This window comes from Thermoanaerobacterium thermosaccharolyticum DSM 571 (genome assembly GCF_000145615.1).
In the GTDB taxonomy this organism is placed as follows: domain Bacteria; phylum Bacillota; class Thermoanaerobacteria; order Thermoanaerobacterales; family Thermoanaerobacteraceae; genus Thermoanaerobacterium; species Thermoanaerobacterium thermosaccharolyticum.
Window position 1 is genome coordinate 2,653,394 of the sequence record NC_014410.1, and the last position, 21,130, is coordinate 2,674,523.

The 21,130-nt window shown below is 35.9% G+C and carries 23 protein-coding genes; 2 read left to right on the forward strand and 21 right to left on the reverse strand.

The features are described 5' to 3' along the window. Window positions 1-5: 5 nt before the first annotated feature. From cas6 to TTHE_RS13085, 18 genes are all read right to left on the reverse strand, one after another. A complete protein-coding gene (cas6, locus tag TTHE_RS13000; RefSeq protein ID WP_013299031.1) occupies window positions 6-746 on the reverse strand; it encodes a CRISPR-associated endoribonuclease Cas6 in 741 nt (246 codons plus the stop codon). A 220-nt stretch (window positions 747-966) separates the two neighbouring features. Then, window positions 967-1,332, reverse strand: coding sequence for a hypothetical protein (locus TTHE_RS13005; RefSeq protein WP_013299032.1), 366 nt, complete (start codon window positions 1,330-1,332; stop codon window positions 967-969). Between the two features lie 13 nt (window positions 1,333-1,345). Beyond that, entirely contained in the window at window positions 1,346-2,200 is an 855-nt protein-coding gene (locus TTHE_RS13010) for an RAMP superfamily CRISPR-associated protein (RefSeq protein ID WP_013299033.1), read from the reverse strand. Further along, entirely contained in the window at window positions 2,187-2,966 is a 780-nt protein-coding gene (locus TTHE_RS13015) for an RAMP superfamily CRISPR-associated protein (RefSeq protein WP_013299034.1), read from the reverse strand. Before TTHE_RS13015 ends, TTHE_RS13010 begins: the two co-directional genes overlap by 14 nt. Next, complete coding sequence (gene csx7, locus TTHE_RS13020) at window positions 2,959-3,708, reverse strand: type III CRISPR-associated RAMP protein Csx7 (protein ID WP_013299035.1); 750 nt, start codon at window positions 3,706-3,708, stop codon at window positions 2,959-2,961. Before csx7 ends, TTHE_RS13015 begins: the two co-directional genes overlap by 8 nt. Window positions 3,709-3,735: 27 nt before the next feature. Continuing rightward, a complete protein-coding gene (locus tag TTHE_RS13025; RefSeq protein WP_013299036.1) occupies window positions 3,736-4,185 on the reverse strand; it encodes a hypothetical protein in 450 nt (149 codons plus the stop codon). Between the two features lie 3 nt (window positions 4,186-4,188). Further along, complete coding sequence (locus TTHE_RS13030) at window positions 4,189-5,310, reverse strand: RAMP superfamily CRISPR-associated protein (protein WP_013299037.1); 1,122 nt, start codon at window positions 5,308-5,310, stop codon at window positions 4,189-4,191. Beyond that, the gene (locus tag TTHE_RS13035) at window positions 5,307-5,858 is read right to left on the reverse strand and encodes an RAMP superfamily CRISPR-associated protein (protein ID WP_013299038.1); all 552 of its coding nucleotides are present in this window, start codon (window positions 5,856-5,858) and stop codon (window positions 5,307-5,309) included. The genes TTHE_RS13030 and TTHE_RS13035 overlap by 4 nt, the downstream gene beginning before the upstream one ends. A gap of 15 nt (window positions 5,859-5,873) precedes the next feature. Further along, window positions 5,874-7,850, reverse strand: a complete 1,977-nt coding sequence (locus tag TTHE_RS13040; RefSeq protein ID WP_013299039.1) for a Cas10/Cmr2 second palm domain-containing protein — start codon at window positions 7,848-7,850, stop codon at window positions 5,874-5,876. 9 nt (window positions 7,851-7,859) lie between these two features. Next, complete coding sequence (gene csx2 / locus TTHE_RS13045; RefSeq protein WP_013299040.1) at window positions 7,860-9,155, reverse strand: TIGR02221 family CRISPR-associated protein; 1,296 nt, start codon at window positions 9,153-9,155, stop codon at window positions 7,860-7,862. Next, window positions 9,155-9,550, reverse strand: coding sequence for a CRISPR-associated protein Csx20 (gene csx20 / locus TTHE_RS13050; RefSeq protein ID WP_013299041.1), 396 nt, complete (start codon window positions 9,548-9,550; stop codon window positions 9,155-9,157). Before csx20 ends, csx2 begins: the two co-directional genes overlap by 1 nt. Window positions 9,551-9,734: 184 nt before the next feature. Next, the gene (gene sufU / locus TTHE_RS13055) at window positions 9,735-10,148 is read right to left on the reverse strand and encodes a Fe-S cluster assembly sulfur transfer protein SufU (protein WP_013299042.1); all 414 of its coding nucleotides are present in this window, start codon (window positions 10,146-10,148) and stop codon (window positions 9,735-9,737) included. Next, window positions 10,145-11,371, reverse strand: a complete 1,227-nt coding sequence (locus TTHE_RS13060) for a cysteine desulfurase (RefSeq protein WP_013299043.1) — start codon at window positions 11,369-11,371, stop codon at window positions 10,145-10,147. The genes sufU and TTHE_RS13060 overlap by 4 nt, the downstream gene beginning before the upstream one ends. Next, entirely contained in the window at window positions 11,371-12,537 is a 1,167-nt protein-coding gene (gene sufD / locus TTHE_RS13065; protein ID WP_013299044.1) for a Fe-S cluster assembly protein SufD, read from the reverse strand. Before sufD ends, TTHE_RS13060 begins: the two co-directional genes overlap by 1 nt. 13 nt (window positions 12,538-12,550) lie before the next feature. Next, on the reverse strand, window positions 12,551-13,954 hold the full coding sequence (gene sufB / locus TTHE_RS13070; protein WP_013299045.1) for a Fe-S cluster assembly protein SufB: 1,404 nt from the start codon (window positions 13,952-13,954) through the stop codon (window positions 12,551-12,553). Window positions 13,955-13,967: 13 nt separating this feature from the next. Continuing rightward, a complete protein-coding gene (gene sufC, locus TTHE_RS13075) occupies window positions 13,968-14,720 on the reverse strand; it encodes a Fe-S cluster assembly ATPase SufC (protein ID WP_013299046.1) in 753 nt (250 codons plus the stop codon). 181 nt (window positions 14,721-14,901) lie between these two features. Then, window positions 14,902-15,186 carry a co-chaperone GroES gene (locus TTHE_RS13080; protein WP_013299047.1) on the reverse strand — a complete coding sequence of 95 codons (285 nt, stop codon included), beginning with the start codon at window positions 15,184-15,186 and terminating at the stop codon, window positions 14,902-14,904. Window positions 15,187-15,224: 38 nt separating this feature from the next. Then, on the reverse strand, window positions 15,225-15,803 hold the full coding sequence (locus TTHE_RS13085) for a glutaredoxin domain-containing protein (RefSeq protein WP_013299048.1): 579 nt from the start codon (window positions 15,801-15,803) through the stop codon (window positions 15,225-15,227). Between the two features lie 217 nt (window positions 15,804-16,020). On the opposite strand from TTHE_RS13085, the gene TTHE_RS13090 reads away from it, so the two are divergent. Further along, entirely contained in the window at window positions 16,021-16,212 is a 192-nt protein-coding gene (locus TTHE_RS13090) for an H-type small acid-soluble spore protein (protein WP_013299049.1), read from the forward strand. A 44-nt stretch (window positions 16,213-16,256) separates the two neighbouring features. Here TTHE_RS13090 and TTHE_RS13095 read toward each other — a convergent pair whose 3' ends face one another. From TTHE_RS13095 to TTHE_RS13105, 3 genes are read right to left on the reverse strand one after another with little or no spacing between them, the layout of a single operon-like run. After that, window positions 16,257-16,556: a PAS domain-containing protein gene (locus TTHE_RS13095; protein ID WP_041587490.1), complete on the reverse strand. Its 300-nt coding sequence runs from the start codon at window positions 16,554-16,556 to the stop codon at window positions 16,257-16,259. Window positions 16,557-16,599: 43 nt separating this feature from the next. Next, a complete protein-coding gene (locus tag TTHE_RS13100) occupies window positions 16,600-17,577 on the reverse strand; it encodes an SPL family radical SAM protein (protein ID WP_013299050.1) in 978 nt (325 codons plus the stop codon). Window positions 17,578-17,636: 59 nt separating this feature from the next. Next, on the reverse strand, window positions 17,637-18,179 hold the full coding sequence (locus TTHE_RS13105; protein WP_013299051.1) for an LA_3659 family protein: 543 nt from the start codon (window positions 18,177-18,179) through the stop codon (window positions 17,637-17,639). A gap of 366 nt (window positions 18,180-18,545) precedes the next feature. On the opposite strand from TTHE_RS13105, the gene adhE reads away from it, so the two are divergent. Beyond that, on the forward strand, window positions 18,546-21,125 hold the full coding sequence (adhE, locus tag TTHE_RS13110; RefSeq protein WP_013299052.1) for a bifunctional acetaldehyde-CoA/alcohol dehydrogenase: 2,580 nt from the start codon (window positions 18,546-18,548) through the stop codon (window positions 21,123-21,125). The last annotated feature ends 5 nt before the right edge of the window (window positions 21,126-21,130 follow it).

Below are 21,130 nucleotides of genomic sequence, written 5' to 3' on the forward strand. Positions count from 1 at the left end.
TCCTTCTACAATATTTCAAAGCAGCCAAACCCTTGCGAGTTTTTAGCTCCAAGGCCTGAGTAGTATGCAACCTTCAAAAGATCAGGGTTGCATTCAACATCATAAATCCCCATCCAGCCCTTTATGACTGTGTTTTTGTACTTCATAACTTTTTGATACTTCATATTTTCCCTGCCTATGGGATAAAGTTTAAAATATGGATCTCTTACACCCTCCCCATATATGACTTCATACTTCTTAATAAGGTTATTAAGCAAGAGATCAGAAAAGTTGTCATTCCAAGGGGAATAGTAATAAGTATACTTAATCCCTTTATCCTCAATAGTAGAATACATTACTACAGGCGACAAAAACTTTATCCTTGCCCTATCTCTAAATACAGGAGGATTTTCTATATTTATAGAGCTTAACTGAAATGTTTGATTGTTAAAAGTGCAGAAATCCTTCTTAAACATATTTTGAGAAATATCAAATATGAATTCGTCAATTGGAGATGATATTGTAAGCTTGAAAGGCGGCTTTAATACAATCTTTTCTTCTTTTTTTAGAAGCCTAAATTCTCCTTCTAACCTAGAATACGTAAATAATTTAAACTTCCTTTTGCCATGCTTAAATCCCTCATCGTGCATAAATGCACTAAAGTCTCCATCTGTCATGTTGTTGTATATGAATCCCTGCACTATGTGGTTGTACTGTATCGGAAGATGTAAGTCTTTGTCACCTATGAACTCCAACATTACCCTCATTTTCATGCCTCCATAACACTATATTAACACATAACATTTCCATAATATGTCCACTAAAAAAAAAATCTTTTTAAATCTTTTTAAGTAATATATTCTTCAAAGCCCTACATTTTCCTTCTAAACTTTTATAAATAATTTTAAAAACTTTTAGAAAAAACTTTAGTATTTATAAACTAAAATAACAAAATAATAAGCGGCAAAGCCGCTTTTCTATTGATTATTAAGTTAAATTACACTTTATATATCTATTTGCCAATCCTAATACGTAAAGCATCTCATCTGGTGTAAGACTTGCAAACTCTCTATTGTGGCATTCTGCATTTTTAAACCTAAATACTATGGATAAATAACCTTCTACAAACTTTTTAAACGCTATTTTATATGAGTTTCCACCAGCCAACATAAAAGGATTTTTGTTGGCAAGATAAAGCATATTAAAAAATTTCATTTTTGCTTCTTTTTCATGGTTGCTTACTTCCTTCGCACTTTCGCAAAAATTTATAACTGTATCTAATACATTGGTCATTCTGTTTTTTACAAAGTATTTTCCTATTTTAACTGCCATATCATAGAGACCATCTTTCACATTATCACCGCCTTCAATATCCTCTTTGATTGTTTACAGTACGCCATACACTCTTTGTATGCCTCTTGTCCCATGAAAGCAACTCTTTCAACCTTTTTACATTTTTAGCTACGTCATTATCCTTCATTCCATACCTGCTGGCTCTTTTTGATGCATCAATCTTATCGTCTATTGATTTCATTTTTACAGAACCATAATAAGCAGGCTTTCCATAACCTAACTTAAGATAGATGTCTCCACCTAATCCCAAAGAAAAACAGAGGAGATCTAATTGGTTATCGTCTAAATCTTCGTAAAACACGTTTCCCTCAAAAATGCTTCCGGGCATCACAAATTCACACGGCATTGTACCTTTTTCTATTATATTTTCATCTCCATGGCTGTAAAATTTTATGCCCTTAAATTTTCCATCGGCAGCATAATAGTTCTTGTTCTCTGGCCTTGGTCCGTAAAATGTTGGAATATTTATTATATCTACACCGTTATTTTTCACAAGCTCCAAATCAGCAAACCTTAACCTGCTTTTCTTGCCTAATGAGCCAAACATGTCGCAAATTATGCAGTCATTTCTGTCCCTTACGTTCTTGCCAATCTTATACAAGTTCTGGTTGGTGCTTATACAGCTCCTTGAAACACTTTCAGCTATCGTCCTTACACATCCTTTCAAAGATGAGCCAGGTATGATGTATTTGCCATTGTATTTTGCAAATTCTTTATATACCATATTCCCATTTTCGTTGTAATACCCTGAAAATATATGAACTGGTGTTACTACCTCAATGCTTATTCTAAGCTTACCACTCTTTACATCTGGCGATTTTATATATGTTTTAGCACCTAATATAGGTACGAAGTTATAAGGTTTCATCAAACTCCACCTTCCCAAAACACTCATCATCCAATGCCAACCTGGACAACTTTTCTCTTAATGTTTCTCTATCAAACTTTCTCTCTATGTAAAATCCATAATCTTCATAACCTGATATGTTTTTTCTATCGTAGTATCTCATTGTAAACTGAACATTTTGTACAGCCATACGGCCGAAACCCCTGGATGTTATACCTCCAAAGACCACATACCCATCGTCGATTTCATCTAATATTTCCGTAAGCACTTTAATCTGCCAATTAAACACATTCTCCATTTTTATTTCGCATTCAAATGTACCATCTTCTACAACTTCAGGCTCAAATAACGCATTTCTTTTCGATGCCCCTGTTATTCTATCGATGGCTACATTCTTTCTCTTGCCCATCTTAATTTCCCCTATTGGATAAGCATCTTTAAATAGAATTCGGCTCTTTAAAGCAGTATTGCCAAACATTTTACATGCAGGACAGCTTTCTTTGTACCGCTCTTTTCCATCCATACTGCTACTAAGCTTCTTTCCGCAATATTCAGATCCAAATATATCACAGCCTTTTAACTTTTTCTCTGCCCTACTTCTAAATACACCTTTTATACTGCTGCCAGGCATTACTACCGTTAACTTACCATCTTTATAAGACCTTAAAAATTTGTTATCAGGCACCGTTGGATCAAAATCATTGTTGTCAGCCGCTTTTATTGAAAGAGGGCTCATGGTCTTTAAATAAAATTTGAGATATCCTTCATTGTGTAGTTCTTTAAACATCATTCCACCTCATTTCTTCACTTAAACCATTAGATACGTACTCTTTTAGATTGGATTTATCGACTTTGTAGATCTTCTCGTCAATAAGCTTAATAGTTCCTAAACCTCTGCTTGTCATTCCTCCTACTGATATCTGCCCATTTTTAAGCACATTTAAGCAAAGTTTTAAAAGTTCTAAATCGTCGTCATCCAAATTATCCCCTGTCATATAAAGCTCAAACTTCGTACCTGATGGAGTGATCTCGTAATTGTACTTCTTTCCATCTTTTGCAGTGCCTGTATCTCTGTCTATCCCAACACCATCCCTCATGTCAAAAAAAGTCTTTTCATCTATCGAGTTTAAATCTTTTATAGTAAGTTTTGCTGCTAAATTGTTTGAGCCAAACAGTCTGCAAACATTGCACGACCTTTCATATATTTCTTCAGCAATTTTTTTATAATCTTTGTCGTACTTATCTTTTAACTTTTTAACATAATCACCATTTACACAAGGTTCATCATTAACTATTAGACATGACCTGTAACCTTCAAAAGCGCCGCTTGAAAGGACTCTTTCAACAAAGCTTCTAAGGACTCCTTTTAAACTTGAGCCAGGTATTAAAGGTCGCCCATTTTCATCTTTTATTACTGGTGAATCAACTTCAGTCGGATCCATGCTTTCTTGGCCTTTACCTATGTGAATAGGCTTTAAAGCTACAATTGTACCTTTCACAATGTATCTATTTTCAAATTTATCAAACATACAAATCACCTCTCATTGCCGTTATAGTTATTTATTCCCATTTTTCGAATTCTTGTTTTGTTTGCCAAATCCATTGTTCTTTTGACTTGCATCAGATCTTATTAGCTTTACTCTGTAGGATGATTGCCAGTACAAATACCCGAAAAATAGGCTTAAAGCCTTTGGCAAAATATCTTCAGTTGCATCATTTTTTATTTTCCTCATGTATTCTATTATCTTGTCTCCATACTTCATGCCATCAAAGATGTTATCCCAGCCATTGCGCCTTGATTCCTTGTACTTTATGTAAAGTTCAAATTCATCATAAGAGTCGATATTTGAGGCAATCTCAGCTAATGTCCTGTATTGGGATATGCCAATCTTGTCTTTTTCTCTTCCTTTTTCATCATTTGTGTGAATTGATACAAAATCACTTTTTGACGCTATTTCTTCTGAATATTTAATGAGCTTTTGTTTTAACTCTTTACTTATATTCATGGTCTAATTACCTCCATTCAAATGTATTTCATCACAAATCTTCACATTCCCATATCCATTTGCAGTATTTTGGCCAATACCTGACTTCTCCACAGAATACAGCTTATCTTTAATATCATCAATGTTCTCATCTGTACCGATTAAAACAACAGAGCCTTTTTCTATATAAACTGATGGGCTTTCCCTCATGTCTTCCACTGGCTTTGATGTATCGTATCCTCTGTATAGATTGCTTTCTGAGTAAACTTTTATCACGTCATAATCAAACCCAAGATTTAATATTTTCTTCCACAATTCTTTGTAATCATCTGTCGTCTTTAAAGGAATATTATAGTCTATATCAGGTATCATGTCTGAATAAAAATCAAGTGTTATAAGCGACTTATATGTCTTACCACCGTACTGCCTTTTGCCAACAATTTTATTTAATTTCTCGATTCTTTCTATCAAATCGACTTCATTCCTTGCACCTTCACTGCATATTTCGATCTCGCATTTGCCGAATCCACTTGAAGTATCTGCACCAATCCTAAGCATTTTAAATTCTTCAAGTTCATTTGTTCCATCTACATACCCTTCAAATGTAAGGCCTTCCTCTATTGCTAATATGCTGTACAGTCCTCCATCTCTTGCTGTCTTTGTATACGGATCGATTGCTGTTCTTGTAAAAAGCCTTTTAGGGACATCTACCATTTTCCCATCTTTATAAAAACCTGTGGCAAACTCTATTCTCTCTTTGCATCTTGGACATTCACTCTTTCTATCAAAAAGCACATCTACAAGACCATGGTCATTGTGATACTTGCATTTCATTGCAGAAAGTGGAAATGGCCTTGCACCATCATAATAGAAGTTGTAAAATCTTATATTGCTAAAATTCCTACACCAATCTTTATACTTACATCTGCTGCATTTTTCATCATCTCTTATATATATCCAATTGTACCTGCCATCTTTATCTGGTTTATCTACATCGTACAGTGGACAATTCCTCAAAATCTCTCTTGCAATAGCTGCCCTTATAACGTCACCAGGAATATAATCCTTAGTGCTTAGAAAATTGCCGATTAAGTTTCTGCCACCTGCTATAAGAGGTGAAATCAGGTTTAGCTTTACCTTTATCATTCATCCCCCTCCTTAACATCAACATGAACCCATCCATATCCTCTGCTTTTACCTGCCCCAATGCTTTCTATAATTTTTAAAGATATCAAAATGAGTTCTTCATATTTCTCTGTACTTTCATCCAAGTATAAGTCCATTGTCCCTTTGAATGTACCGCCTTCGTAGACTTCCATTGAGGTTAACGAATTGTCTTTTGCCACTTTTCTATACCTATCAACAGACGTTGAATGCCTTACAGTTCTACTGCCAATGTTAGCCACATCATCATCTAATAATAAGTCATCTATATATAATTTAGATGGGTTATATCCAGGTGAACCAAAAACCTTGCATACAGGACACATGCACTTCATATCGTCATGATGCTCTTCATCGACTAAAGACATGAAGTTTTGCCTCATGATTCCTTTTATTGTGGATGCAGGTATATAAGGTTTTCCACTTCTATCTTTTACAAAGTATTTATCTACAAGACTACCAATGCTACTGCCTGTAGCAATGCACATTGGAGATTTTAATTTTACGACTATACCAAATCTCTTTTTCAAAATATCACCTCAATCCTATACATAATCCCAAATCTCAGTAATGTCATACCACGGTGAGTGGTATTCCATGCCGTTTTCACCTGAAAGCCTAAAAAGACCCTCTTCAAAACAGCCATTGGCAATCTCCACAAGTCCTTTTTCAATATCTTCTATATTTGACCTTGACCTGTCGTACATGTAAAAAAGCTTAAACTCCAATGGCAACATCATGCTTGCAGCATCCCTAAGTTTGTATATGTGGTTTTTCATCATCTTTTTGCTTTCTTTCATTTTCAGTACCAAGTTTATAAGCTTAGTCATGTCAATCCACGTGTAATTTAAAATGCCTTGATGTATAAAGTCATAATTGCTGCCTTTATCCCTATCCAATTCCAAATACATATTGCTTTCTAAAACTGCAAATGAAACAGTCCCAATTTTGTTGTCCATCTTTTTTGAATATGATTTAGCTTTTTTCAAAAGCTTATTGGCCAATTCAAACATGTTTCTTATAGGTGTGGAATATTTGCTTATTGCAACACCAATAGACATTGTCACATTTGTACTTTTGTTAATATCCGACTTGTTTTGAAATTCTTTATCAAATGTTTCAATAAGCTTTGATGCCATTATCAAACTGGATTTTGCAGGGGTTATTATAAATATATCATCGCCTCCAAGCTCAATAACTTCAAATGGGATCTCCTCTCCCTCTGCCTCATACCCTTTACGTATAGCCTCCAATGTTGCTTTAAAAGCAGAACTTTCCGCTTTTCTGCTAAAATACATCATCTCGTATACATTTTTTATATTCTTTATTATGTTTCCAAAATTATTGCCATCTCCGTATATTAAAGCCATGTATCCATTGTTTTTAAAGGCCCCAATCTCGTCTAAGCCTTGAACTTTTTTGCCACCGTATTGTCCTTGTCCAAATTTTTTTAAATGCATTCTTTGAAAATCTTCATGAAATCCACTTTTAGCATGAGTTCCTGCTTCAATTTTGTGAAGGCAGCTTAAGCATACACCTTTCTCCCCTTCACTTGTCTGAATTGTATAGTGTGCATCTCTCAAATTACAGAATTTACATATCAATTTGGCTCCGCTTTCTATCGGTTTGTGCATTATCTCATTTATCACCATGTCTTTGTCTTCTATTCCTTTATTTATATCACCACAATTAGGATCAACATTTAAGTACAACTTTAACTTTTTCCTATCTTCCAGCATTTCTTCACAATCTCTTATGACTTCTTTATAATCATTCAGTAGATCTTTTAAAGTTGTTTTGTACGATATAAAGGCGCTCTGAGCTGTTATCGTCACATCTTCATAAAGTCTTTCTAAATCATAATCTATATCAATATCATTATCAGGCACCACGGCAAAGACATTTCCTCCACCGCAGTATATAATGCTTTCTGGTATAAACCTCCTTTTGAAGTAATCAGGTATCCTTACTCTGTTTATGTTATCTAAAAGATAGCTAGAACCTCTCAAGCACTTTATATCATTGTTCTCAACGATATACTTTTTTGTCTTATATACACCGCCTTTTATTATCTTTATATCTGCATTTCTGATGGAATCTTCAAATTTTCCCCCAAGGGCAAGCATGTCTACCATTTTTAATGCGGTATTTATGCTTTCACTTTGAGATTTTTCTATCTCAAAAAAGTGATGATACATCTCGAGCCTTACATCATTTGAATTGTCCATGGCATATGCAAAGCAAACGGCCAACGTAGCAGCATCTTTTAAAGAAGGTGCCTTAACATCTTTTTTGTCTTTGTATGGCCTAATGTACGGTATTTCATCTACATCGTTTTTCAAGTACTCGTATATTTCATCGCTGCCCATTATGGAAATGTCATCTACTATCTTCTTAAACTTCTTCTCGTAATCATCCATCTTCATACAGTAATTTGTGCCAGTAACAATGTCTACCCAACTTATATATCCACCGGGAAGTTTCTCATATCTAACTTTTTCATCTGCGAAATCTATATACACGTTATCACCTCACTCTATAATTTTTTCTACATCATCTATAAAGGTATTAAGTTTTTTTACAAAAGTTTTATACGGTTTGCTGTTATCTCTCCATCCAGCATGATTTATATCGTTTCTAAAATCTTTTATGTTGTAAATCAATTTAGCAAATTTATCGCTATTTTCGCTTTCTAACACTTTATTTACAATATCTTCATAAAGTTTTGCCTCATTTTTCCACTTTTCTTTGGGAGGATTATTCATTTTTATGTAAAAAGCTTGACTTATAGCATCTCTGATTTTTTGATTGCACTTGTCAACTCCAAGTTTGTTACAGAAATAAGTTATTATGCCTTCCTCCAGTATCGTAAGCCCTTGCTGTATCATGTTGTGGTCTCTGCACCATTTCACAACCTGTATCATGTTTTTGTCTTCATCATCAGTAAAATTATCAAAGTAATTCTTTATGTTCTCTATAAGCGGTGTCATAGGTTTTATGTAGCTTTTTTCTGATATGTTAAAAGCAAAGTCTATCTTTTCCTTAAGCTCTATTCCATCGCTTGATACCAATTTACCTCTACAAACTGCCACATTGTTTGTGTAATTCTGTATCGATTTACCAACCTTCTCTAATATATTCTTGTCATCTTTCATACCCTTTTTTAAAAGCTCGCCTTTCCCATACTCTATAAGCTTATTTATATACCTCGAGTCGCCGTCTTCTATGAAACGATCGATTCCAACTGTCCAATCAAGAAGGTTGACAAAAGGCGTGAGATTAAATATAGGCGCATTTCTATCTTCCAATTTTAATTTTTTTTCAATTTCATTTGCTGGCACTCCAAGAGCCTCTACTGCTCCGTAGTACATGCCTTTTATCTCGCATTTCTTCACGAATTTGGCGTAATTCAATATTATAAGTGCTAAGACAGGCAGTGATCTAAATGAATGCGTTATGTCAAAGATTATCTCATCTTTGTAGTTTATCTTTCCTAATACTTTGTCAAATATATCCCAAAGTTCTTCTTCTATTTCCCCAGATGGGATATCTACGGCTTCAATAGTATTTACTATGCCTTCGTATTTTTTAAGCACACCAAAAAGCCCACTTTCATTGGGATATTTTGCATTTGAAATCCAATTAGCTGTAGTCGCTTCTTTTGTCTTGAAAATGTAAATACCATCTATTTTAATACCTTTCTTTAAGAAAATATCTATAAGCGCTTCCTGAACATAGCAAATGGCGTCGATTTTTATGCCATTCAGCGCATAATTGCATTTGACATATTTGCCTGTCCCTAAAAATGAAAAAAACTTTGTTGCCATCACTTCCACCTCTCATATTTTCTAAATCTGACGTGTTTAAATGTCCTCTGCACTTTTACAGTGCCATCAGCAAATGTTTTTTCGTCTGCATCTCTTGCAGTCGTAGAATATACGGGTATCAAACCATTTTCAAAGCAAAAATCTACTATTAATAATGTGGCTCCAAAGTCACCCTGCACAAGAACATAATCACCTTGACTGGAATTTTGCTTTATCCACTCAGCAATCTTGTCCACGCAAAGGCGTATAGATTTTGCCTCCGGTGGTATAGATGCCCATATTTTTTTAAGTTCATCTGGAAGAGTTACAAATTCATCAATGCCAAAATTAGAAACAGCATCTTCCCTTTGACTTTGAGTCAATGAATGAGAGAAAATCAAAAACATCTTTTTCATTTGTGTACTGAACCTCTTTCTGTTGCATTATGGAAATTAGACTAAAAGAAATGGCAATCCTCATAGGTAAACTAAATGTGACATTTATATTCATACTTCTACATAAATTAAAAATTTCCTGCAAAAAAATTAAAATTTTAACAATAAAAAAACGCCTTAACAAATTGTTAAAGCGCAATACATTCTATATAATCTTCTCTAGCGTCTTCCACGCCAGTAGCGCACACTTCACTCTGGCTGGAAAGTCAGATACACCTTGCAAGATTTGTGCATCTCCTAGTTCGTCAAGGTCCACATCTTTTTTGTGAATCATATCGATAAACTTCTCAACCAATTTTAAGGCTTCTTTTTTATTTTTCCCTTTAATTAGATCGCACATCATAGATGTAGAAGCTTGGCTTATGGCGCAGCCATGTCCCACAAATGAAGCGTCTTCTATCACATCGCCATTCATCTTTAGCTCCAGCGTTATGTCATCACCACAGAGGGGATTGTGGCCTCTCTCTTTTATCGTAGGGTTTTCCAGCTCTCTTCTATTTGGTGAGTTTTCATAGTGTTCCATTATTATCTCTGAGTAAAGCTGATTTAAATCGCTCATCTAAACCACTTCCTAACATCTTTTAATCCATCCACAAATGCATCGACTTCGCTTTTGTCGTTGTAGATGTAAAAGCTTGCCCTCACTGTAGCTGGAACACCTAAATACCTCATGAGAGGCTGACAACAGTGATGACCGCTTCTTACTGCTATGCCATCCTGGTCAAGTATCGTGGCAACGTCATGTGGATGGACATTTAAAACGTTAAAAGATATTATGCCCGTCCTATTTTCAGCATTTTTCGGTCCGTACAGTTTCACATAGTCTATCTCAACTAATTTGCTTAGTGCATATTCTGTAAGCTCTTGCTCATGCTTTAAAATATTGTCAAGCCCTATACCCTCAATATACTCAATCGCCTTTATAAGGCCATATGCGCCTTCTACGTTTGGGGTCCCTGCCTCAAATTTAAGAGGTGATGGTGCAAATGTAGAATGGTCCTCAAAAACCTCATCTATCATTTCTCCTCCACTTAAAAATGGAGGAACGTCATCCAGCAGATCTTCTTTTATATACAGCACACCTATTCCCATAGGTCCTAACATTTTATGACCGGAAAATGCGTAAAAATCGCATCCAAGCTTCTCTACATCTATCTTCATATTCGGTATGCTTTGTGCACCATCTATTAAGACTTTTGCACCGTTTCTATGAGACAAATCTATGATTTCATCCACAGGATTTATTATGCCTAATACATTCGATGCATGCTGTACTGCAACTAATTTCACATGCCCTTCTGAGATAGTCCTTTTAAACTCGTCTAAATCAAGCCTAGAATCTTCATCAAGGTGGACATACTTAAGCTTTGCACCTTTTTTCTCCGCAACCATCTGCCATGGAAGGATGTTGCTGTGATGCTCAGCTATCGTTAATACTATCACATCTCCTTCGCCAATATGTTTAAGCCCCCATGTGTAGGCAATGAAGTTTATGGACTCTGTAGCATTGCGAGTAAAAACTATTGACTCAGATGTTTTCGCATTTATAAACCTTTTTACGGATTCTCTGGCTTCTTCATAGCTTTCTGTCGACAAAGTGCTTAAATAGTGAGGGCTTCTGTACACATTGGCATTGTACTTTTTATAGTAGTCAGCAACAGCCTCTACAACCTGCGTTGGCTTTTGAGTCGTTGCCGCATTATCAAAATAGATGAGCTTTTTCCCATGTGGAGATGACTTTAAAATAGGAAAATCGTCTTTTATCTTTAAAATATCAAGCATCAGCCCGAAATCCTCCTTCCAATGTAGTCTCTAATAGATTCCCTCATAGTATCACTTGGCAGTGTGTCAATAACAGGATTAAAACTTGCCTCAACCATTAAAAGTTTTGCTTCGTCAATGCTTAAACCTCTTGACATCATGTAGTAAAGCTTATTTTCGTCGATTTGTCCTGCGCTGGCAGAATGGTTTGCTTGGACATCGTCCTCAGAACACCAAAGAGCAGGTATAGCATCAGATCTAACTGTCTTATCAAGCAAAAGAACTACTTCGCTTTCATTTCCCTTTGCCTTTTTAGCGCCTCGCTTCATATCTAAGTTTCCTCTAAATACAGCCTTCGACGTATCCTTCAAGGCACCTTTTACATCAACATTGCTTTCTGTTCTGGGCGCTATGTGATTTACCTTGTATGACATGTCATGACTTTGATTCTTTGTGCCTAAAAATATTGAGTTTAAGTAAGCGCTACTACCAGTCCCTTCAAGTTCGGCCGTTATATCGTATGCGTCTACTCTTGAACCAAGATCAACCTGCGTCCATCTAACTGATGCATCATTTCCTGTTATTATTATATTGTTGTCAAAATTCGAAGAATCATCACTGAGCCTTTGGATTTTTACGATGTTTACATTAGAACCATCTTTGGCTATGACGACGGTTAATCCATTGTGAAACCCTCTTTTTTCAGAGCTGTAGTCAAACATTACTGTCATGTTTGATGCTCTCTCCGCTATTATGAGATTTAAGTCTATTATCGTATCATCGTCACCATTTACAGCGTAATTAACCGCGATAGGCAATTTTATATTTGAATTAGGCAATGCCCTTATACTGAATCCAGTATTGTAAAATGCCAATACCATATTTTTAAATTTATCATCTACGCCGAAATTCCGTTTTAAGGCCGTGTTTAATGAGTTCAAGTCATCATCCATCAAAGCCTTTGTTATAAGATCTGTAACAAGGCCATCTTGCTCTTCATTCTTTATTATTGCACTTTTGTATTCTTTGTAGTAAGGAATATGGACATCATCAAGCTTCACTCTCTTCCACATAGGCATAGGCACTTTTGAAAAAACTTCGTATCCCTTTACTCTAAGTTCTTTCTCTTCGCTTCCACTGCTTTTTATAAGCTCTTGTATTGTATTGTAATCTAACGATTTAATCATAGAAACATCTCCTTTATCCGATTGTGCCTTCAAGCTCAAGCTTTATAAGACGATTAAGCTCAACTGCGTATTCAAGTGGAAGTGACTTCGCCACAGGCTCTACAAATCCTCTAACTATCATTGACCTTGCTTCATCCTCACTTAAACCTCTCGTCATAAGGTAAAATATCTGTTCATCGCTGATTCTTCCTACTTTTGCCTCATGTCCTATATCAACATTGTCATTTAATACTTCTATAATAGGCATAGTATCTGATCTCGATATCTCATCAATCATAAGTCCTTCGCATTGTACAGACGCCTTTGCACCTTCAGCATTTGGACCTATTTTTAAAAGCCCTCTGTAGTTTGTAATTCCTCCATCTTTTGAAATACTCTTTGCCAACACCTTTGATGATGTGTACGGTGCTAAATGTATCATCTTTGAACCCGTATCTAAATGCTGACCTTTTGCTGCAAATGTTACACCCGTGTATTCAGACTTAGCACCTTTTCCTCTTAGGACAGAACAAGGATAAAGCATCGTCTTGTGGCTGCCAAATGAGCCTGATATCCACTCTATTACGCCATCTTTATCAACCAGTGCTCTCTTTGTATTTAAGTTGTACGTGTTCTTGCTCCAGTTCTCAATCGTTGAATATATAAGCCTTGCGCCTTCTTTTACAAAAAGCTCAACACATCCTGCATGTAAATTGGATACTGCATACTGTGGTGCTGAACACCCTTCTATGAATCTTACTTCGCTTCCTCTATCAGCTATTATAAGGGTGTGCTCAAATTGACCTGTACCAGGTGCATTCATCCTAAAGTACGCTTGCAGCGGCACCTCTACTTTTACATTCTCAGGGACGTACACGAATGTTCCACCGCTCCATATGGCACCGTGAAGGGCTGCAAACTTGTGGTCATTTGGTGTAACATTCTTAGTCATGAAATACTCTTTTATTATGTCAGGGTACTTCTTTAAAGCCGTATCCATATCTTCAAATATTACGCCTTGTTTAGCAAGATTATCTTTTATGCTGTGGTACACGACTTCCGAATCGTACTGTGCTCCAACGCCGGACAGCGCTTTTTTCTCTGCCTCAGGAATGCCAAGCTTCTCAAACGTATTTCGTATGTCTTCAGGCACTTCATCCCATGAGTTTTTCATCTTCGTATCAGGGCTTAAATATGCCACAATTGAATTTATGTCAAGCTGGCTTAAATCAACGCCCCAGGTAGGCATAGGTTTACTTTCATATATTTCAAGAGATTTTAAGCGAAAATCCCTCATCCATTTTGGCTCGTTTTTCCTCTCAGATATTTCTTCGACAATTTTTTTAGAAATACCCTTCTCTGTCTTGTACGAGTATCTAACTTCGTTTTTGATATTGTACCTGGAAAAATCTATGTCATTTACAATGGTTTTTTTCATTTGATTCACCCCTTTACGACAGGACTTCGTCTAAGATGCTTTCATATCCTGTCTTCTCAAGCTCCTTTGCAAGATTTTTATCTCCTTCTTTTACGATTCTACCATTTGCAAGGACAGAGATAACATCCGGCTCCAGATAATCCAGTATTCTATTGTAGTGAGTTATTATAAGTATTGACATATCGTCTGTCTTCAACTTCCTGACTGTCTCAGCTACAACCCTTAAGGCATCTATGTCAAGGCCAGAATCTATCTCATCTAGCATAACCAGCTTAGGATTCAACATGGCCATCTGTAAAATCTCGCTTTTCTTCTTTTCACCGCCAGAAAAACCCACATTTAAGTATCTTGTCCTGTATTCCGGTTTCATATCCAGCATATCCATTTTTTCCTTCATGCTTTTTGCAAATTGAAGCATAGGCATGTTTTTATTTGTAACTGCACTTAATGAAGTCCTTATGAAATTATCTACTGTAATCCCCGGTATCTCTTCCGGTGACTGAAAAGACAAGAATATTCCTTTCTTTGCCCTTTCGTTTACCTTGAGGTTTACGATATTTTCCCCCTCAAAAAGTATCTCGCCGTCTGTCACTGTGTAATGTGGATTTCCCATTATTACATTGCAGAGGGTACTTTTCCCACTGCCGTTAGGCCCCATGATAGCATGTATTTCACCTTTTTTAATAGTTAAATTTAACCCCTTCAATATCTCTTTGCCGTCCACTTCTGCTTTAACATTTTTTATTTCTAACAACGTATCCTTCATATTTACACTCCCTTTTTAATTCCTACTATTTTAATGGGATTACTTCCATGTTTTAATTATACCCTAATATGAAAAAAAATCAATAAATATATTCTCAAAGTTTGTCTTTTATATACTTCCATGTTATGTAAAATAATGTAATTGGCATAATGGCAATAAAAAAACCGAGAATAAGTCTCGGCTATATCTCATCAACATCAACATATTTAGCTATTATATCATCTACTGGCACTATCAAATACTCAACATCTCCGTGCTTTATTTTTGTGCCAGAAAATTCCTTGTATATGACCCTATCTCCTATGCTTATCTCATCAGTGGAACCGGCGGCAAGTCCTTCCACAATACCTTCATGAAGCTTTTCTTGGGCATTCCTTGGTATTATTATGCCACCTACTTTTTTATCACCTTCTGTGTCTTCTAATCTTATCAGCGCATTGCCGTTAACTGGCTGTATCTTTTCCATAAGACATCATCCTTTCTATAATAATGTTAATAAATTTATTATCCTTGAATACCTAAAAGCGCATTTAATCTTGACTTATCAAAGCCTACCACAATAGTTCCATCAATGTCTGTCTGCGGTACGCCTCTCTGTCCACTTCTCCTTACAAGCTCTTCAGCAGCACCAGGATTTTTCGTCACATCAACTTCTCTAAATGGTATATTATTCTGCCTTAAATACGACTTTGTAGCACTGCACCATGGACATGATGGAGATGTATATACTACAACTCTGTGGTACTTCTTAGAGCCATCACTTGGTTTTACAGATGATGTAGTAAGCAATCTGTCGTAATAATCTTCCGTCTGAATACCGTAGACTACCTGCTGCACTTTCCCACCGCTAAAAGTAATTAGTGCTGGAACAGCAGTAACTCCAAATTCTGGATGAATATCTCTAACATCTGATGCATTTAATGCATAGACTTTTACATCTTTGTTTTTATCACTGAATTTCTTCAAGTTATCTAATGCTTCCAAACTTTTTTGTGACTTATTTGAATAGAACATCAACATGAAGAAATCTTCCGTTTTTCTTATGTCTTCAAATTCACTCCTATCTTTTATAAAACTCAGCATATACAACACCCTCTTATTAAATTTATCAATTACACTAATATGAGATGACCCGATGTATACCCCCCATCGGTAGTAGGAGGTAAATCTATTATTATTATATTAACATAATATTAAAAAGTCAACATTTTGACTGTTTAAAAACAACCTATAAATCTATCAAATTAAAGTATAAGTTTAATCACACAAATATATACTATTCACGAAAGGAGTGGGTTTGATGAAATTTGAAAGAGCTGAGGAAATATATAATTCTCCATCGAATTATGAAGTTATTTATGATGGCAATCCTGTATGGATAAATTCTCTAAATCCAAATAAAAAATCTGCCAATATCAAATTTTTAAATGATAACGCAGTAATGGATGTGCCTGTTGGTTTTTTAATAGAAGGAAAAAAGTTAAGCTCATAATATAAGGGCAGCCAATTCTTTTATAGAATATAGCTGCCCTTAACTTACGACATAAGTCGCTTCTCACCTTCTAAAGCTTTAATTGGTGCTATGTCTTGCGTAACTTCCAGTGTCCCTGAATAATCTCCATTTTCATCTCTTACAGCAAAATATCTTATATATACGTATTTGTCCCCCATCATTATCCAGAAGTCCTCATGGCTCTTTTCCCCCGATTTAAAGTCCCTCAACAGCTCTTCCACCACATGGACACTGGCAGGTGGATGACAATACTTAACTTTCCTTCCTATTACAGCCTTCGTCCTTGCAAATATCCTGTCATTGCTATTTGAGAAATATCTCACTACATCATCTTTATCAACGAAATTATTACTGTAATATAAATCACTATTTTACAAATACTCTTTCTTTGTCAATGTATTTTACTAATTCGTTGTAGACAAAGTCTTTCATGTATTCGTCATTTTTATACGTGCAAATGCCATTTTTTATTTCTGTCTCATAACAAAAGATAGGAGATGTTTCCCTGAGCTTTTCTATTTTTTTAGCCTGCTCTTTTACCATCCGAAATGTACCAATATTGACATCATGTATGTTTTGATGTGGAACTTTATTAAACAACATATCTATGAAATCCTTGTATATCTCTTCAAAATTTTCTATGTACATTATGGGTTCTATAGAAATCCTGGCCTTTAATCCTTTCTCAACTGCTTTTTTTATTGTCATTAACCTCATATCAAGAGATGGTGTAAGTTGCTCATACATTGAAATAATCGGCTGTGGCAAAAGCGACCATGAAAATATAACATTATCAGGAATCTCTATGTTTTCAAATATGTTAACATTAGCGCTTTTAGTCCTTACCTCCATCGTCAAATTCTTATTTTTCTTTGCATAGTCTATCCACATTGACAAAAACCCCGTAAATGGCTCAAATGCCATCAAATCCGTCTCATACGATATGCTTAAATATATTTTTCTATCCTGTGTCAGTTTGTCCACTTCATTAAAAAAATCCTCTATATTTACAAATACTACAATGTTGGCAGATGGATACATCCCCTGAAGATAACAATAATCGCAGGAATAGATGCAATTTAATATGTTTGAAGTGTGGTAGAAATCCTTGTTGCCAAAATCTTCGCACATATAAGAGCCTTCGTATATTATATCGTACCTTTTCTTGGCAAGTATGATATTTAGAGATTTTTTTTGCATCAGGTAGTTCTGCTTCGGCCTATTGAAGAAATCCCCATACCTTTCTATTTCAATTACAACGCTTCTCTTTAAAGTATTTAAAATCTTCTTAGTAACTGGATGATCAATAACATCCTTTTCAACGTAAACATGCGAAAATCTCATACCACCTTTCGTCCTTTCACAGTACATCATGATAAACAAAAAAGCGCTATCGCGCACTATTAGACATCATTTAACTTGTGTATATCTAAAAGCAGTTTTACATCTGCCTCTCTTTCTAGGATATGATCATTTAAAACGTCAAATTTTTTATCAATCCTCTTAAAATTCAGTTCAAATTTGGCAAGTAGGCTTGTATGTTTTGTAACCTCTTCAAATGTCTGTTTTAAAATATAGTCAACATCACTTTGCTGTCTTTCAAGATTGCCAAGCCTCTTATCAACACTATCAAACCTCTTGTCTACATCATCAAACCTCTTATCAACGCTGTCAAACCTCTTGTCTACGCTGTCAAGCCTCTTCTCTACATCATCAAATCTCTTATCTACACTGTCAAGCCTCTTCTCTACATCATCAAGCCTATTTTCTACATTGTCTAGTCTCTTCTCTACATTGTCTAATCTTTTATCTACGTTGTCCAATCGGTTCTCAACATTTTCCAATCTTGCATCCAAATTGTCCAGTCTTTTATCTACGTTATATAGTCTTTCATCAATAGCATCAAACCTTTGAAGCACAAGGGTCATGAATTCTTCATTTGTCAAAATTCTTTCCCTCCCTTTTACCTTTTTGTACATTATACCATACTGCAAATTCACAAGCAACAATTCAGAAATACTATATGTAAAGCGTGTGTAAAGAATTTCAATTCAATTTGAGAGATTTCATATCAAAAAAAATATTTTTTAGTTAATCGTTTATAAAAAATATTCTATATTGACAAAATAATATTGATAATATATCATATAAGTGTAGGGTGATTGTTAAATGTATAACAAAATATATTTACATTCTTCATGTGTTAATCCACAAATTATGCAACTTATGAGCTATATTTGTGTTTAAACACTACAACAATCGCCTATTGCTTCAAAAAATTTTGTTAATTAATTAACACGGAGGTGTTTTTCATGGCAACGGCAAAAATGGAAACGGACGTTCAAAAGCAAATAGATTTACTTGTATCAAAAGCTCAAGAAGCCCAGAAGAAATTCATGTCCTATACACAGGAGCAAATAGACGCAATAGTAAAGGCAATGGCCTTAGCAGGCGTAGATAAACACGTGGAACTGGCAAAGCTAGCATATGAAGAGACAAAAATGGGCGTATATGAAGATAAGATTACAAAAAATCTCTTTGCAACAGAGTACGTATATCACGATATAAAAAATGAAAAAACTGTAGGCATAATTAATGAAAACATAGAAGAAAATTACATGGAAGTAGCAGAGCCAATAGGAGTCATTGCAGGTGTCACACCTGTTACAAACCCAACATCCACAACAATGTTTAAATGCTTAATATCCATAAAGACAAGAAATCCTATAATATTCAGCTTTCATCCAAAGGCTATAAAATGCAGCATAGCGGCTGCTAAAGTAATGTATGAAGCTGCATTAAAGGCAGGTGCACCTGAAGGTTGTATAGGCTGGATAGAAACACCGTCAATTGAAGCGACACAGCTTCTCATGACACATCCAGGTGTCTCATTAATCCTTGCCACAGGCGGCGCAGGAATGGTTAAATCAGCATACAGCTCAGGCAAACCAGCATTAGGCGTAGGTCCTGGCAATGTTCCGTGCTACATTGAGAAATCAGCAAACATAAAGAGAGCTGTATCAGACCTCATCTTAAGTAAGACATTTGATAACGGAGTAATATGCGCATCAGAGCAAGCTGTAATAATAGACGAAGAAATAGCAGATGAAGTAAAGAAGCTTATGAAGGAGTACGGCTGCTACTTCTTAAATAAAGACGAGATAAAGAAACTTGAAAAATTTGCAATTGATGAGCAGAGCTGCGCAATGAGCCCTGCAGTCGTAGGTCAACCGGCAACAAAGATTGCTGAAATGGCAGATTTTAAAGTCCCTGACGGCACAAAGATATTAGTTGCAGAATACGAAGGTATAGGTCCAAAGTATCCGCTGTCAAGAGAGAAATTAAGCCCTATACTTGCTTGCTACACTGTTAAAGACTACAACGAAGGAATCAAAAAGTGCGAGGAAATGACTGAATTTGGAGGTTTAGGACACTCCGCTGTAATACACTCTGAAAATCAAGACGTAATAAACGAATTTGCAAGAAGAGTCCGCACAGGAAGACTTATCGTAAATTCACCATCATCGCAGGGAGCAATAGGAGATATATACAATACAAACACGCCATCACTTACATTGGGCTGCGGTTCTATGGGAAGAAACTCAACAACAGACAACGTAAGTGTCAATAACCTTTTAAATATTAAGCGTGTTGTGATAAGGAAGGATAGAATGAAATGGTTCAAGATTCCACCAAAGATTTACTTTGAAAGCGGGTCACTGCAGTATCTGTGCAAAGTAAAGAAGAAAAAAGCCTTTATCGTCACAGATCCATTCATGGTAAAGCTTGGCTTTGTAGACAAAGTGACATATCAGTTAGATAAGGCAAATATCGACTACGAAATATTCTCAGAAGTTGAGCCAGACCCATCTGTTGATACAGTTATGAACGGCGTAAAAATCATGAATTCATACAATCCTGATCTGATAATAGCTGTAGGCGGCGGATCTGCAATAGACGCAGCTAAAGGAATGTGGCTTTTCTACGAATATCCTGATACTGAGTTTGAAACGCTGAGGCTTAAATTTGCAGACATCAGAAAGAGAGCATTTAAGTTCCCAGAGCTTGGCAAAAAAGCATTATTCATAGCAATACCTACAACAAGCGGCACAGGCTCAGAAGTCACCGCATTCGCTGTAATAACGGACAAAAAGAGAAATATCAAATATCCACTGGCAGACTATGAATTAACACCTGATATAGCGATAATAGATCCTGACCTTACAAAGACAGTTCCACCGTCTGTAACAGCAGATACAGGTATGGACGTCCTGACACACGCTATAGAAGCATATGTGTCTGTTATGGCTTCAGATTATACAGATGCACTGGCAGAAAAAGCGATAAAGCTCGTATTTGAATACCTGCCAAAAGCATACAAAAACGGCAATGATGAAGTAGCCCGTGAAAAGATGCATAATGCTTCCTGCATGGCTGGTATGGCATTTACAAATGCATTCTTAGGAATAAACCACAGTATGGCACACATACTAGGCGGTAAGTTCCACATACCACACGGAAGAGCCAATGCTATACTTCTCCCATACGTCATCAAATACAATGCAGAAAAGCCTACAAAGTTTGTAGCATATCCGCAATACGAATATCCAAAGGCAGCAGAAAGATATGCTGAAATCGCCAGATTCTTAGGACTGCCTGCATCAACCGTTGAAGAAGGCGTAGAAAGCTTAATTGAAGCTATAAAGAATCTCATGAAAGAGCTTAATATTCCACTGACTCTTAAGGACGCCGGCATCAATAAAGAACAATTCGAGAAGGAAATTGACGAGATGTCAGACATCGCATTTAATGACCAGTGCACAGGCTCAAATCCGAGAATGCCTCTTACAAAAGAAATCGCAGAGATCTACAGAAAAGCATACGGTGCATAATTTAA

Excerpts from the sequence above, each read along its gene's own strand:
- csx20 (WP_013299041.1), bottom strand. The coding sequence starts at position 9,550 with ATGAAAAAGATGTTTTTGATTTTCTCTCATTCATTGACTCAAAGTCAA.
- sufD (WP_013299044.1), bottom strand. The coding sequence starts at position 12,537 with ATGATTAAATCGTTAGATTACAATACAATACAAGAGCTTATAAAAAGC.
- csx2 (WP_013299040.1), bottom strand. The coding sequence starts at position 9,155 with ATGGCAACAAAGTTTTTTTCATTTTTAGGGACAGGCAAATATGTCAAA.
- TTHE_RS13090 (WP_013299049.1), top strand. The coding sequence starts at position 16,021 with ATGAAATTTGAAAGAGCTGAGGAAATATATAATTCTCCATCGAATTAT.
- TTHE_RS13100 (WP_013299050.1), bottom strand. The coding sequence starts at position 17,577 with ATGAGATTTTCGCATGTTTACGTTGAAAAGGATGTTATTGATCATCCA.
- TTHE_RS13030 (WP_013299037.1), bottom strand. The coding sequence starts at position 5,310 with ATGATAAAGGTAAAGCTAAACCTGATTTCACCTCTTATAGCAGGTGGC.
- adhE (WP_013299052.1), top strand. The coding sequence starts at position 18,546 with ATGGCAACGGCAAAAATGGAAACGGACGTTCAAAAGCAAATAGATTTA.
- TTHE_RS13060 (WP_013299043.1), bottom strand. The coding sequence starts at position 11,371 with ATGCTTGATATTTTAAAGATAAAAGACGATTTTCCTATTTTAAAGTCA.
- sufC (WP_013299046.1), bottom strand. The coding sequence starts at position 14,720 with ATGAAGGATACGTTGTTAGAAATAAAAAATGTTAAAGCAGAAGTGGAC.
- csx7 (WP_013299035.1), bottom strand. The coding sequence starts at position 3,708 with ATGTTTGATAAATTTGAAAATAGATACATTGTGAAAGGTACAATTGTA.
- TTHE_RS13080 (WP_013299047.1), bottom strand. The coding sequence starts at position 15,186 with ATGGAAAAGATACAGCCAGTTAACGGCAATGCGCTGATAAGATTAGAA.
- sufB (WP_013299045.1), bottom strand. The coding sequence starts at position 13,954 with ATGAAAAAAACCATTGTAAATGACATAGATTTTTCCAGGTACAATATC.
- TTHE_RS13010 (WP_013299033.1), bottom strand. The coding sequence starts at position 2,200 with ATGAAACCTTATAACTTCGTACCTATATTAGGTGCTAAAACATATATA.
- TTHE_RS13085 (WP_013299048.1), bottom strand. The coding sequence starts at position 15,803 with ATGCTGAGTTTTATAAAAGATAGGAGTGAATTTGAAGACATAAGAAAA.
- sufU (WP_013299042.1), bottom strand. The coding sequence starts at position 10,148 with ATGAGCGATTTAAATCAGCTTTACTCAGAGATAATAATGGAACACTAT.
- TTHE_RS13025 (WP_013299036.1), bottom strand. The coding sequence starts at position 4,185 with ATGAATATAAGTAAAGAGTTAAAACAAAAGCTCATTAAATATTCAGAA.
- TTHE_RS13015 (WP_013299034.1), bottom strand. The coding sequence starts at position 2,966 with ATGTTTAAAGAACTACACAATGAAGGATATCTCAAATTTTATTTAAAG.
- cas6 (WP_013299031.1), bottom strand. The coding sequence starts at position 746 with ATGAGGGTAATGTTGGAGTTCATAGGTGACAAAGACTTACATCTTCCG.